13 protein-coding genes are annotated in these 12,166 nt (G+C 67.8%); 7 read left to right on the top strand and 6 right to left on the bottom strand.

The features are described from left to right. Nucleotides 1-32 precede the first annotated feature (32 nt). The 4 genes from WS57_RS11595 to WS57_RS11580 all read left to right on the top strand — a co-directional run bounded on the left by WS57_RS11595 (nucleotide 33) and on the right by WS57_RS11580 (nucleotide 2,926). The gene (locus WS57_RS11595; protein WP_040130538.1) at nucleotides 33-1,199 is read left to right on the top strand and encodes a porin; all 1,167 of its coding nucleotides are present in this window, start codon (nucleotides 33-35) and stop codon (nucleotides 1,197-1,199) included. Nucleotides 1,200-1,223: 24 nt separating this feature from the next. Continuing rightward, on the top strand, nucleotides 1,224-1,883 hold the full coding sequence (locus tag WS57_RS11590) for a M24 family metallopeptidase (protein ID WP_009693300.1): 660 nt from the start codon (nucleotides 1,224-1,226) through the stop codon (nucleotides 1,881-1,883). A 121-nt stretch (nucleotides 1,884-2,004) separates the two neighbouring features. After that, entirely contained in the window at nucleotides 2,005-2,496 is a 492-nt protein-coding gene (locus WS57_RS11585) for a molybdopterin-dependent oxidoreductase (protein ID WP_059606383.1), read from the top strand. A 106-nt stretch (nucleotides 2,497-2,602) separates the two neighbouring features. Further along, complete coding sequence (locus tag WS57_RS11580; protein ID WP_009693298.1) at nucleotides 2,603-2,926, top strand: winged helix-turn-helix domain-containing protein; 324 nt, start codon at nucleotides 2,603-2,605, stop codon at nucleotides 2,924-2,926. Nucleotides 2,927-2,980: 54 nt separating this feature from the next. Here WS57_RS11580 and WS57_RS11575 read toward each other — a convergent pair whose 3' ends face one another. From WS57_RS11575 to WS57_RS11565, 3 genes are all read right to left on the bottom strand, one after another. Next, nucleotides 2,981-4,324: a DUF2325 domain-containing protein gene (locus WS57_RS11575; protein WP_059606412.1), complete on the bottom strand. Its 1,344-nt coding sequence runs from the start codon at nucleotides 4,322-4,324 to the stop codon at nucleotides 2,981-2,983. A gap of 111 nt (nucleotides 4,325-4,435) precedes the next feature. After that, nucleotides 4,436-4,900: a hypothetical protein gene (locus tag WS57_RS11570; protein ID WP_009693296.1), complete on the bottom strand. Its 465-nt coding sequence runs from the start codon at nucleotides 4,898-4,900 to the stop codon at nucleotides 4,436-4,438. Between the two features lie 100 nt (nucleotides 4,901-5,000). Then, the gene (locus tag WS57_RS11565) at nucleotides 5,001-5,447 is read right to left on the bottom strand and encodes a DMT family transporter (RefSeq protein WP_009693295.1); all 447 of its coding nucleotides are present in this window, start codon (nucleotides 5,445-5,447) and stop codon (nucleotides 5,001-5,003) included. A 96-nt stretch (nucleotides 5,448-5,543) separates the two neighbouring features. On the opposite strand from WS57_RS11565, the gene WS57_RS11560 reads away from it, so the two are divergent. Continuing rightward, nucleotides 5,544-6,446, top strand: a complete 903-nt coding sequence (locus WS57_RS11560) for a LysR family transcriptional regulator (protein ID WP_059606387.1) — start codon at nucleotides 5,544-5,546, stop codon at nucleotides 6,444-6,446. A 118-nt stretch (nucleotides 6,447-6,564) separates the two neighbouring features. Here the strand turns inward: WS57_RS11560 and WS57_RS11555 are convergent, their stop codons facing one another. From WS57_RS11555 to WS57_RS11545, 3 genes are all read right to left on the bottom strand, one after another. Next, nucleotides 6,565-8,046, bottom strand: coding sequence for an aldehyde dehydrogenase family protein (locus WS57_RS11555; protein ID WP_059514004.1), 1,482 nt, complete (start codon nucleotides 8,044-8,046; stop codon nucleotides 6,565-6,567). Nucleotides 8,047-8,073: 27 nt separating this feature from the next. Then, the gene (gene speB / locus WS57_RS11550) at nucleotides 8,074-9,024 is read right to left on the bottom strand and encodes an agmatinase (RefSeq protein ID WP_059606390.1); all 951 of its coding nucleotides are present in this window, start codon (nucleotides 9,022-9,024) and stop codon (nucleotides 8,074-8,076) included. A gap of 152 nt (nucleotides 9,025-9,176) precedes the next feature. Next, entirely contained in the window at nucleotides 9,177-10,034 is an 858-nt protein-coding gene (locus tag WS57_RS11545) for a helix-turn-helix transcriptional regulator (protein WP_059514001.1), read from the bottom strand. Nucleotides 10,035-10,244: 210 nt separating this feature from the next. Between WS57_RS11545 and WS57_RS11540 the strand changes: the two genes are divergently transcribed. Both WS57_RS11540 and WS57_RS11535 read left to right on the top strand, forming a co-directional pair. Next, nucleotides 10,245-10,589 carry a cupin domain-containing protein gene (locus WS57_RS11540; protein WP_009687952.1) on the top strand — a complete coding sequence of 115 codons (345 nt, stop codon included), beginning with the start codon at nucleotides 10,245-10,247 and terminating at the stop codon, nucleotides 10,587-10,589. Between the two features lie 120 nt (nucleotides 10,590-10,709). After that, nucleotides 10,710-12,164, top strand: a complete 1,455-nt coding sequence (locus WS57_RS11535) for an NAD(P)/FAD-dependent oxidoreductase (RefSeq protein ID WP_059513998.1) — start codon at nucleotides 10,710-10,712, stop codon at nucleotides 12,162-12,164. Nucleotides 12,165-12,166 lie beyond the last annotated feature (2 nt).

Raw genomic sequence — 12,166 nt, 5'->3', positions numbered from 1 at the left:
CGGAGTCGCGCGCGCCCATGAAAAGGAAGAGCATGAAGAAGACCATCGTGGCCGCGGCCACACTCGGGATGTTCGGCGCGAGCGCGCACGCGCAGAGCAGCGTCACGCTGTACGGGCTGATCGACGCGGGCGTCACGTACGCGAACAAGGTCGCGACCTCGACCGGGCACGGCAAGCTCGTCAAGTATGGCGACGGCGTCGCGTCGGGCAGCCGCTGGGGCATCCGCGGCACCGAGGATCTCGGCGGCGGGCTGAAGGCGCTGTTCGTGCTGGAAAGCGGTTTCAGCAGCGGCGACGGCACGCTCGGCCAGGGCGGTGCGCTGTTCGGCCGCCAGGCGTTCGTCGGCCTGTCGAAGAACGGCGTCGGCTCGCTGACGTTCGGTCGCCAGTACTCGTTTTCGACCGACTACATCGGCGGCAACTACACGATGGGCAGCCAGACGCCGGCCGGCAACTACGCGTATCACATCAACGACCTCGACCAGCTGACGTCCAGCCGCATCAACAACGCGGTGAAGTTCCAGAGCGCGAACTTCGCGGGCCTCACGTTCGGCGCGATGTACGGCTTTTCGAATTCGACGCAGTTCGCCGGCGCGCCGACGACGTCGTCGGGCGGCACGACCACGCAGGGCGCGTCGAGCGCGTACAGCTTCGGCGCGAACTATGCGCAAGGCCCGTTCGGCATCGGTGCTGCTTACACGAACATCCGCTTCCCGGGTGGCGCGACGCCCGCGTTCGGCGTGAGCATCGCGAACGTCAATACGCTCGGGCTGCGCGACCTCGAAACCTTCGGCATCGGCGCGCGTTATGCGATCGCGGCCGCGCTCGTGTGGGCGAACTGGACGCACACGAAGTTCGAGCCGCTGTCGGGCGAGGCGTCGAAGCTGAACAACTACGAAATCGGCGGCCGCTACGCGTTCACGCCGGCACTGAGCGCCGGGCTCGGCTATACGTTCTCGAAGCTCGACGACCGCTTCGAAGGCAAGTGGCACCAGGTCAACGCCGCCGTCGACTATGCGCTGTCGAAACGCACCGACGTGTACGTGAGTGCGGCGTACCAGAAGGCGTCGGGCAGCAACACGGTCAACGGTCGCGTGGTGCCGGTGCAGGCCGAGATCGGCTCGTCGGCGTCGTTCATCGGCAATGCGGGTGCGAATACGCAATTCGTCACGCGCATCGGCCTGCGTCACAAGTTCTGAGCGCCGAACCCGGAGGGCACCACGATGAATACAGCAGTCAAGGAAGCCGTCGGCGCGGCGTTTTCGCTCGACGCGATGCGGCACGCGAGGACCATGACCTGGAAGGCCGTCGACATGATCGCGGCCGCTATCCGGCCCGGCATGCGCGAATCGGAGGCCAATGCGCTCGGGCGGCGCATCCTCGACGATCTCGGGATGGACCGCATCTGGCATCCGGTCATCGTCCGTTTCGGCGAAAACACGCTGCGAACCTTCAAGGAGCGTTCGGCGAGGGATCCGGTGCTGGCCGACAACGATATCTTCTTCATCGACCTCGGCGCGGTATGGACGCAGCACGAAGGCGATGCGGGCGCGACCTTCGTATGCGGCGACGATGCGGACATGCGCGCCTGCGCGGACGCTGCGCGCACGATCTACGGCGAAGTCGAGCAGCACTGGCGAACCACCGGTTGCGGCGGCATCGCGCTGTACGATTTCGCGGCGCAGCGTGCCGAGGCGCACGGCTTCCGGCTGAACCTCGACATCAAGGGTCATCGCGTCAGCGACTTCCCGCATGCGATCTACAAGGCCGGCAACCTCGGCGACTTCGATGCGGCGCCCGCTGCCGGCCTGTGGATCCTCGAGATCCAGATCGCCCACCCGACGCGACCGTTCGGCGCGTTCTACGAGGATCTGCTCGTCTAGGGCCATAAACGATCCGGTATGCCGTTCATACCCGATGCCGATCGCGCGGCCGGCCGCGGTGCAGCGTAATATATTCGCCGATATATCGATGCGCCGGCATGGGGCCGGCCCCGGAGGAAGCATGGACATTGCGGGTACGGCGGCGCAGCCGTCACAGGACGCGGCGGTCGGTTCGATCGCACTGACGGGCGCATTCGCGCGGCCGCTGACGGTGACGCTCGACGATCTGCGCCGCTATGCGCACGTGACGGCCGAGCCGTTCGATCTGCGCTGCTTCACGACGAATCGCTTCATCCGCAGCGTCGATCGCTATCGCGGCGCGCGGCTGAAGGACCTGATCGACGCGGCCGGCCTGCTCGGTGCGCAGGTCGGCGATTTCAAGCGCACGGTCTTCATCGCGCATGCGCACGACGGCTACGCGGTGACGTTTTCCTGGCACGAGCTGTTCAATACGCCGATCGGCGAGCGCGTGCTGGTCGCGTTCGCGCGCGGCGACGAGCCGCTGTCGATCGACGACGGTGCGCCGATCCTCGTGTCCGCTGCCGATATCCTGCCGGCGCCGCGTCATGTGAAGCGTCTCGCGGGCGTCGTCGCGCGCGTGCTCGAGATCTGAGCGGTCCGCGTCGCCGTGCGATCCATCGTGTATGCTTGCGCGCATGGTTCAACCGGCGGACAACATGAAGACTTCGGCATCCCCCAAGCCACAGGTACGTTTCAGGATGCGCATCCAGCAGGCCGACACGATCGCGCTCGGGCCGGGCAAGGTCGCGCTGCTCGAGGCCGTGCGCGAGCATGGATCGATTTCGGCGGCGGCCCGCAGCCTGAAGATGTCGTACCGGCGCGCGTGGCTGTTGATGGACGAGCTGAACCGCTCGCTCAAGTCGCCCGCGACAGTCTCCGAGCACGGCGGACAGAGCGGCGGCGGTAGCGTGCTGACGCCGGTCGGCGAGGAAATCATCCGGCTCTATCGCGGGATCGAGGCGCGCGCCTACGAGACCTGTGCGGACGACATCGCCGCGCTGACGAAAATGGTGCGCCGCTGAGCACGCCGCAGTCGCGCGCTTGAATCGCCTTCGGCCGTCGGCGGGACGCTCCCGCTATCCATGCCGCAGACAGAATCGCGAAGCGTCGCCCGCCGACGAATCGGGAAGCGTCGCTTCCTGCGCGTGCGCGTCGAGCCGGCCGATCAGTTCGACGAAACTCGCGACGCTCGCAGTCCGCAGCGGGTAGTACGCCACGTGGCTGCGCTCGCAGATGCGCTTCAGCTGGTTCATCGAATCGTGATCGATGCAGTCGACCGGGAACACGACCAGGTTCGCACCCGGCAGCGCCGCGGCGAGCAGGCCCTTGCGGTCCTCGATGCCGCCGTCGTGCACGGTCATTTCGCCGCCCGACGTCTCGACGATCCGGCGGATCGCGCGGTTCGAACCCGGGCGCCCGCCGACGTAGACGACGCGCTTGCCGCGCAGCATCGACAACGAATCGGCCGCGCGTTCGGACGGATCGTCGCTCGATATCTGCACCGCACGTTCCAGCGCGCTCGCTTCGGCGCGCAGCGTTTTCACCATCGTCATCAATTCGTCGAGCCGTGCGCGCATCGCGCGGGCGCTCGCCTGTTCCGCGGCGATCCGCTGCTCGGCGGCCTCGCGACGGCTCGTGTGCAGCGCAAGCCGCTCGTCGCGCAGCGCCAATGCTTCGCGCAGCTCGCGGACTTCGTCGCGCAGACGGCTTTCGTCTGCTGCCGGCTGCGCATCCTGACGCGCACGGCAGGCGTCCAGCGCATCGAGCGCCGCGTCGCGCTGCTGGCTGATTTCCTGCAGGCGGGCCTGCTGCCGGTCGAGCTTCGCGTGCAGTGCCGCGTTGTCCTCTTCGAGCGCGACCAGCCGCCGGATATCCGCGCGATTGGCCGCGCCGACCAGATGCGACAGCATGTGCAGATCGCCGAATGCCGACTGGCGCACGCTGGCCGTCGCGCGCGGATGCGTCATCAACGCCCAGTACGCGGGCGGAATGTCGCCGCGCTTGAGCGCGTCCTTCCATAGCGCGAGCAGTGCGTCATCGTCCGGCGCGCTGTCGAACGTGCGGACCGCGCCGGCGTAGCGCTCGTCGAGTGCCTTGTGCAGCGCCTTGGCGCCGGCCGCTCCTTCGATCGCGAGTTCGACGGCTGCGTGGTGGATTTCGAGGTCGGTTGCGCGCTGGCGGTCGAGATCGGTGAATTTCGGCACGAGCTTGCGCAGTTCATGCGTGGTCAGGCAGGTGCCGATGATCGAGCAGTGCAGGGTCGCATCGAGCTCGGACAGCCGCGCGCGGCGCTTCGTCTCGGCGCGCTGCGCGCGGGACGGCGCGCAGCATGCGTCGATGCGGCCGCCGCCCGACGACGCGGTGTCGCCGGCCGACGCAATGCCCGCGGTGCGGGCCAGTCGAAAGGGCGGAGCGTGCATGTTGACCTCTGTCCGGCGCTGGCGTGCCGGAGACGGATGCGCGAAAGAGGCTCGTAATATACCAAGGAATATAACGAGCGGAATTCGGGGAAATGTGGAGGAACCGGCAGATCAGGCCGGCGCCGCAGCGTGGCGCGCCATCACGGATTCGACACACAGTGCGACGAAGCGCACGTCGGCGCGCTCCAGCGCAACGATCGCGGCTTGCATCGCAGCCGGGTCGTTGCTGAAGGAATCGGAGAACACGTCGTCGCGCGTGCGTTCGAGCCCGCGCGCCTGTGCGATTGCCTGTTCGAGATCGCGCAAATGCGGGAAGCGCGTGGCCCGCGCGGCTTCTTCGAGCGTCGCCAGCAGTTCGCGCAAGCTCATCGCGGACAGCGCGTCGTCGGGCAGCGCCGTTTCGCGTCCCGCCTCGAACATCCGGATGAAGCGGGCGAGGCTGCCGCGAAGCCGTCTGAACGCGTCGACGACGCGCGTGACCTGCTGCGCGCGCGCGTCGTTCGGCGGCGGCTTCAGCGCGCGGATCCGGTGCGTCGGCGTGTGTTCGCGTGCGGCGCGCTGCAGGGGGCGATTCATGATGCGTCTCCGGTGGTGCGAGTGTCGATATATTCTATGGGATATATCGATGTTCCATGCCGGCCGATTCGAACGTCAAGGCGGCGCACGAGCCGGTCGTTTATCTGCGAATCAGAACGCAGCCGCCGATCAGCAGGGCTATTCCCACCAGGCGCGACACATCGACCGGCCGCTGCACCAGGCCGAACCAGCCGAAGTGATCGATCGTCATCGACGCGAGCATCTGGCCCGTCACGACCAGCACGAGAAAGGTCGCCGCGCCCAGCTTCGGGATCGTGAAAATGGCGAGCGCGATGAAGATCGCGCCAAACAGGCCGCCGCTGAACGCCCACCACGGGGTGCGCGCCGCGAGCGCGGACGACGGCAGCGGCTCGCGCAGCACGAGCGCGAGCACGGCCATGCAGGCGAGCCCGAGCGCGTAACTCGCGAAGCCCGACCACGCGGCCGAATTCAGTGCGCCGCGCAGGTTTGCATTGAGCACCTGCTGCGTCATCAGGCTGACGCCGGCGACGATGGTCAGGATCGACAGCAGGGCGGCTTGAATCATCGGCGTCTCCTTTTACGCGGTGTGTCGAAGCCATTTGACGACAGCGTCGTCCATGTCGTCAAATGCCGGAATTGCTTCTTTCCATGCAGATCAGGCATGCTCAATCCGGCCCACATCGATCTTTTTCGTGCGGTGATGCGTCATGGCGGCATGACGAGAGCGGCGGAAGCGCTCGGCATCGGCCAGCCGCATGTCAGCCGCGCGATCGCGCAGCTCGAAGCGGAACTCGGCTTCGCGTTGTTCGTGCGCGGGCACGGCAGCGCGCTGCCGACCGTCGAAGGAGAAGCGTTCGCGCGCGAAGTGGAGCGCACGTATGCGGGACTCGATCAGCTGCGACACGCGGCCCGCCAGATACGCGAACGCGGCACGGGTTCGCTGCGCATCGCGTGCCAGCCGTCGCTCGCGACGACGCTCGTGCCGCGCGCGATCCGGCAGTTGAACGCGGCCAGTCCCGGCGTGCGCGTGTCGCTTTACGTGCCGGGGCCGGACACGATCTGGTCGTGGGCATCGACCGCGCAGTGCGATGTCGGCCTCGTGCGGCCGCGTGCCGGTTATGCGGGCGTGCGAAGCGAATCGTTTCTTGCCGTCGATGCGGTGTGCGCGGTGCCGCGACGGCATCCGCTGGCGCGCAAGCGCGCGATCGGCGTATCCGATCTTGCGGGCGTTCCGCAGATCGCGGGGGCGCCGGGCGCATTTCAGCAGGCGATCGAAGACGCGTTCGTGCGGGCCGGCGTCGATGCGCATTTTGTGCTGATGGCGCAGTACACGGCCGCGCGGTGCGGTCTGGTGGCGGAAGGGTTGGGGCTCGCGATCGTCGATCCGCTGGCGGCCGGCAAACTGCGCGGCCTGCCGGTCGTGCTGCGGCCTTTTCGGCCGCGTCTGCGCATCGAGACCGTGCTCGTCCAGCCGGACGGCAGGCCGCCCGATCGTGTCGTCGCGCGTTTCATCGAGTTGCTGAAGGCGGAACGCGATGCGATGTCGAGCGCGGACATCGCGTAGGCGCTTGATGGGCACGGAGCGATAAAAAACGGGACGCGGAAAGCTCCCGAAAACCTGAAAAAAAGCGACACCCCGGCCCCCGCCGGAATGTCGCCCACGACTTCAAAAACCGCGCCGATCAGTCGATCGCCCGCATCGCGTGCCGCAGCTCCTGATAGCTGCGCAACCCCGCGATGCCGAGCTCGCGCCCGATCCCGCTCAACCCGAACCCGCCCCAGCAGACGTGCGGGTAGATGAGCTGCGGCGCATTGATCCACACCAGCCCCGCCCGCACGCGCGACTGGAACTGCCTCGCGACCGCCGCATCGCGCGTGACGACCGTCGCGACGAGCCCGTAACGCGTATCGTTCGCGATCGCGATCGCCTCGTCGTCGGTGCGGAACGACTTCACGCAGGCAACGGGGCCGAACACTTCGTCGGTCCACAGCAGGTTGTCGGCCGCCGGTTCGGCGATCACGACAGGCGCCATGAAGAAGCCGGCGCCGCCCGCATCCGCGACGCGTCCGCTGAACGCGATGCGCGCCCCCGCCTCGATGCCCTGCTTCAGCATCGCGTCGACGCGCGCGCGCTGCGCGGCCGAGATCAGCGGCCCCATCGCGACCTGCTCCGCAGCGGGCGGCGCGACGACCAGGGCCCGCACGGCCGTCTCGAATGCGGCCATGAAGCTGCGATAGACGCTGTCGTGCACGAGGATGCGCGCGGTCGCCGAGCACATCTGGCCCGCGTTCGTGAACGCGCCCGCGACGGCAAGCGACACCGCGAGATCGAGATCGGCGTCGTCGCGCACGATCAGCGACGACTTGCCGCCGAGTTCGAGCGTCACGCGCTTCATGTCCTCGGCCGCGACCTGCATCACCTTCCGGCCGGCGGCGGTGCTGCCCGTAAACGAGATCTTGTCGATCAGCGGATGCGCGCTCAGCGCGGCGCCGACCTCGGCGCCGCCGTTCACGATGTTGACGACGCCGGCCGGCACGCCGGCTTCGATCACGATGTCGATCAGCGCATGCTCGGTCGGCGACGTCAGTTCGGACGGCTTCAGCACGACCGCGCAGCCGGCCGCGAGCGCGGGCGCGAGCTTCCATGCGGTCGTGACCATCGGGAAGTTCCACGGCACGATCAGCGCGGCGACGCCGACCGCGTCATGGAAGCGCTCGGCCGCGAACGTATCGGCCGGCAGCGCGACCGGCTCGGCGGCGAACGTCGCCGGGTCTTCGCACAGCTTCGCGTAGTACGCGAACGTCGCGGCGACGTCGCCGACATCGGCTTGCGCTTCGAACGGCGGCTTGCCGCTGACCTGCATCTGCAGCGCGGCGAGGCGCTCGCTGTCGGCTTCGACGCGCGCGGCGATCTTCGCGAGGATCCGGCCGCGCTCGGCGGGCGGCGTGTCGCGCCAGCCGGCGAATGCGTCGCGCGCGGCGCGCACCGCGGCGTCGACATGCGCGGCGGTCGCGAATTCCTGCCAGCCGATCGTCTCGCCGGTCGAGGCATTGCAGACGGGCGCGCCGGCTTCGTCCGAATGCGTGCGCACGGGCCGGCCGGCGATGCGCGCGGCGGGCAGCACGAGCGTCGCGGCGGAAGGGGAGAATTCAGCGGTGGACATGGCGGTCATCCTGTCGGTCGGGTCGGGTTAGCGGTAGTTGACGCCGGGCATCACGCAGAGCATCTCGAACGCGAGGTTCGCGCCGACGAGCGCGGTGGTGCCGGCCGGATCGTACGGCGGCGAGACTTCGACGAGGTCCGCGCCGACGATGTTGAGGCCTTTCATCCCGCGCACGATCTCGAGACCCTGCTGCACGGACAGGCCGCCGACTTCCGGTGTGCCGGTGCCCGGCGCGAACGACGGATCGAGGCCGTCGATGTCGAAGCTCAGGTAGACGGGCGTGTCGCCGACGCGTTCGCGCACCTGCGCCATCAGCGGCGCGAGCGACTTGTTCCAGCATTCCTCGGCCTGCACGACGGTGAAGCCCTGCTCGCGACACCAGTCGAAATCGTCGGCGTGATAGCCGGTGCCGCGCAGGCCGATCTGCGTGACCTTGTCGCATTGCAGCAGCCCGTCCTCGACCGCGCGGCGGAACGGCGTGCCGTGCGCGATCTTCTCGCCGAACATCGTGTCGTTGACGTCCGCGTGCGCGTCGACGTGCACCACCGCGACCTTGCCGTACTTGCGGTGCAGCGCGCGCAGGATCGGCCACGCGATCGTGTGGTCGCCGCCGAGCGTGATCGGCCGGCAGCCGTTCGCGACGATCCGGTCGTACGCTTCCTCGATGCGGCGCACCGAGTCCTTCAGGTCGTACGGATTGGTCGCGACGTCGCCGATGTCGGCGACTTGCAGCGAATCGAACGGCGCGGCGCGCGTGGCCATGTTGTACGGGCGCAGCAGCACGGATTCGGTGCGAATCTGGCGCGGGCCGAAGCGCGAGCCGGAGCGGTTCGACGTGCCGAGATCGAGCGGCACGCCGACGAAGCAGACGTCGAGGCCGTCGGTCGTGTCGGCCTGCGGCAGGCGCATCATCGTGGCGATGCCGCCGAAGCGCGGCATCTCGTTGCCGCCCAGCGGCTGGTTCAGTTCGCGGTGCATGGGGCCGTCTCCTCTTTCTGATGAAAAACGATCGGCCGATGGTAGAGGAGAACGCCCGCGCGAAGATCTTGAAGTCGCAACGTTTACATCGACGGGGCTCGATGCAAGCGACGCCGCCGCATCGACGCGGCGGCATCGACGCGGCGGCGCGCTCAGCCGGCGAACGACGGCGGCGCGTGCTCGCCGGCGGCGGCGCCCCACGCGGCGAGCTCGCGCTTGGTGCGCACGCCGAGCTTCGCGAACGCGCGCTTCACGTACGACTCGGCCGACGCGACGCGCACGCCGAGGATCGCGGCGGTCTCGGGCACGGTCTTGCCGGACAGCAGGTGCTTGCAGGTTTCGTATTCGCGCTTCGACAGCTTCACGCCATCGGCGGCGAGACGCGCGTCGAACTGCGCGAGCGGATGCACGTCGGGCGTCGGATGCGCGACGCGCCGCACGGCGGTCGTCGACGCATGCAGTTCGAGCAGCGGAAACAGCACGTCGCTGATGCTGCGAAAGCGGTTCATCTCGGCGAGCGTGAACGGCGGCCGGTCGCGTCCGCGTTCGAGCGCGATCGAGTGCTGCGAATAGCGCGTGCCGCGCGCGAGCACGCATTCGTGGCCGATCCGCACGTCGTCGAACAGGCGCTGGCGGAATTCGCCGGGCGGGATCGCCGCGATGTCGCGCACGACGAGCATCGTGCCGGTCTTGCCGCGCAAGCCCGCGAACAGCGGGTCGCTGTCGAGAAAGCGCTCGTAGTAGAGCGTCATCACGTCGGAGATTTCCGCGGTCTCGGTGCCGATGCCGCTGCTGCCGATCCATTCGCAACGATAGCCGGTCGGCATCGTGCCGTCGACGCGCGAGCGTTCGACATGCGCGACGTCGAGCGGCACCACTTCGTTGAGCAGCTGCGTGAGGCGCGGCACGAAATGCGGCGTGCCGACCGTTTCGATCAGTTCGCCGAGCGCCTTGAACGACACGTTGAAGCGGTCGGTGTCGCGGGGGAAGGGGTTCACGTTGAGCAGCATGCGGTCCCCGATGGAAAAGGCCTGCGAAAAAGCGCGCGGATTGTAGCGCTCGCAACGGAAAACGTCATTAGGGAGAAACACCGGCTCCCGCCGTTTCGATGCGCGGCCGCCGCGAAACGCGGCTTGTCCCCCCCGGAGGGGGGCATACCGGGGCAGTGTAAATGAGTAACTTTGTCTCTGCTTTTTTCAATCGAGAGACGAAAGATTCAGATGACCAAACTGATCAAGGACATCCTGCCGCTGGGCGCAGGCGTGGGCGAATTCACGAAGCTCGACTTCGGGATGGACGAAAGCGACTGGCGCGCGGCCGAAGGCAAGAGCGGCAACTACATCGTCGGCTGGTGGGAAGGCAAGGTCGGCTCGGTGGAGTTTCCGGCGACCGAGGCCGACGAAGCCGTCTGGCTCGTCGAGGGTCGGATCGCGCTGACCGACGTCGAAGGCAACCGCAAGGAATTCACGCCGGGCCAGGGCTATCTGCTGCCGGCCGGTTTCGCGGGGCGCTGGGAGACGATCGAGGACGCGAAGAAGTTCTACGTGCTGCTCGAGAAGTCGTGATGTCCGAAGCCGCCGCCCTGGTGTCGTCGTCCGTGTGACGCGCACCCGGCGGCGGTTTCGTTTTGGATCGTCCGCACGCGCGGGACGAGAGGGCCGGGATCACGTGGCATGGCTGGAATCATGGAAATGGAAGTCAAGGAAGCAAAACCGACCGCACCGGTGCACGCGACGCGCGGCGCACCGGTCGCCCTGAGCGTCGAGCAGGCGCTCGCGAACACGAAGCTGTTCCCGTACTGGCTCGACAATCCGGCCGCGCCGGCGACCGAGCCGGAACTCGTCGGCGACGTGACGGCCGACCTGCTGATCGTCGGCGGCGGGTTCACCGGGCTGTGGTCGGCCGTGCAGGCGAAGGAACAGATGCCGCACCTGAACGTGGTGCTGATCGAGGCCGGCAAGGTCGCGCATGGCGCGTCGGGCCGCGCGGGCGGGATCATCTCGACGTCGGTGATGCACGGGCTGCCGAACGCAGTGCGCGTGTTTCCGAACGACATCGCGCAGCTCGAGGAATTCGGCCATCGCAACCTCGACGGCTTCGAGGACACGCTGAAGCGCTACGACATCGACGCCGACGTCGAGTGGAACGGCGAGATGACGGTCGCGGTCGATCCCGAGCATCTCGCGCACCTGAAGGGCGATTACGACCTGCACAGCGAATACGGGCACAACGTCGTGCTGCTCGATCGCGAGGAAACGCTCGAGCAGCTGAACTCGCCGCTGTTCGCGGGCGCGCTGTGGTCGCGCAATCGCAGCGGCATCGTGCATCCGGCGAAGCTCGCTTGGGGGCTCAAGCGCGCGGCGCTGTCGCTCGGCGTGAAGCTGTACGAGCACACGCCGCTGATGACCGTGACCGACGAAGGCAGCACCGTCTACGTGAAGACGCCGAAGGGCAGCGTGCGCGCGCCGCGCGTGATGTTCGGCAGCGGCACCGCGAAAGTCGGGATTCCCGACATCAACCGCCGCGTGATGCAGGTGCGCGACCACGTGCTCGCGACCGAGCCGCTGACCGACGAGCAGCTCGCGCGGATCGGCTGGAAGAACCGCCAGGGCATATACGACACGCGCACGCAGCTGAACTATTTCCGCCTGACAAAGAACAACAACATCATCTTCGGCGGGCTGGTGAGCTATCACTTCGACGGCGACCCCGACCCGCACCAGGACGGCAGGCGCGAAACCTACTACCGGCTCGCACAGGCGTTCTACCGGACCTTCCCGCAGCTGAGCGACGTGCGCTTCTCGCACGCGTGGGGCGGCCCGATCGACTACTGCTCGCGCGGCTCGGTGTTCGCGAAGCGCTATCTCGGCGACAAGGCCGTGTTCGTCGCGGGCTATACGGGCTTCGGCGTCGCGGCGAGCCGGTTCGGCGCGTTCATGGGCCTGAACATCCTGTTCGATCGCGACAGCCCCGAGCGCAAGCTCGACATCGCGAACCAGAGCCCGACCTATATCCCGCCCGAGCCGATGCGCTGGGTCGCCGCGAAGATCACGTTCCATGCGTTCGACGGCGCCGATGCCGAAGGCGGCTGGAAGCGTGCATGGATCAGCGGCCTGAAGGCGATGGGCTTCCCGATGTAAGC

It is taken from the genome of Burkholderia pseudomultivorans (assembly GCF_001718415.1).
Taxonomy (GTDB): Bacteria; Pseudomonadota; Gammaproteobacteria; order Burkholderiales; family Burkholderiaceae; genus Burkholderia; species Burkholderia pseudomultivorans_A.
The sequence above is the reverse complement of the archived record's forward strand: the minus strand, read 5'-3'. Positions and strand labels throughout refer to the sequence as shown.

Bases quoted from the DNA above. Each gene is read 5' to 3' on its own strand.
- WS57_RS11595 (WP_040130538.1), top strand. From the start codon at position 33: ATGAAGAAGACCATCGTGGCCGCGGCCACACTCGGGATGTTCGGCGCG.
- WS57_RS11590 (WP_009693300.1), top strand. From the start codon at position 1,224: ATGAATACAGCAGTCAAGGAAGCCGTCGGCGCGGCGTTTTCGCTCGAC.
- WS57_RS11585 (WP_059606383.1), top strand. From the start codon at position 2,005: ATGGACATTGCGGGTACGGCGGCGCAGCCGTCACAGGACGCGGCGGTC.
- WS57_RS11580 (WP_009693298.1), top strand. From the start codon at position 2,603: ATGCGCATCCAGCAGGCCGACACGATCGCGCTCGGGCCGGGCAAGGTC.
- WS57_RS11575 (WP_059606412.1), bottom strand. From the start codon at position 4,324: ATGCACGCTCCGCCCTTTCGACTGGCCCGCACCGCGGGCATTGCGTCG.
- WS57_RS11570 (WP_009693296.1), bottom strand. From the start codon at position 4,900: ATGAATCGCCCCCTGCAGCGCGCCGCACGCGAACACACGCCGACGCAC.
- WS57_RS11565 (WP_009693295.1), bottom strand. From the start codon at position 5,447: ATGATTCAAGCCGCCCTGCTGTCGATCCTGACCATCGTCGCCGGCGTC.
- WS57_RS11560 (WP_059606387.1), top strand. From the start codon at position 5,544: ATGCTCAATCCGGCCCACATCGATCTTTTTCGTGCGGTGATGCGTCAT.
- WS57_RS11555 (WP_059514004.1), bottom strand. From the start codon at position 8,046: ATGTCCACCGCTGAATTCTCCCCTTCCGCCGCGACGCTCGTGCTGCCC.
- speB (WP_059606390.1), bottom strand. From the start codon at position 9,024: ATGCACCGCGAACTGAACCAGCCGCTGGGCGGCAACGAGATGCCGCGC.
- WS57_RS11545 (WP_059514001.1), bottom strand. From the start codon at position 10,034: ATGCTGCTCAACGTGAACCCCTTCCCCCGCGACACCGACCGCTTCAAC.
- WS57_RS11540 (WP_009687952.1), top strand. From the start codon at position 10,245: ATGACCAAACTGATCAAGGACATCCTGCCGCTGGGCGCAGGCGTGGGC.
- WS57_RS11535 (WP_059513998.1), top strand. From the start codon at position 10,710: ATGGAAATGGAAGTCAAGGAAGCAAAACCGACCGCACCGGTGCACGCG.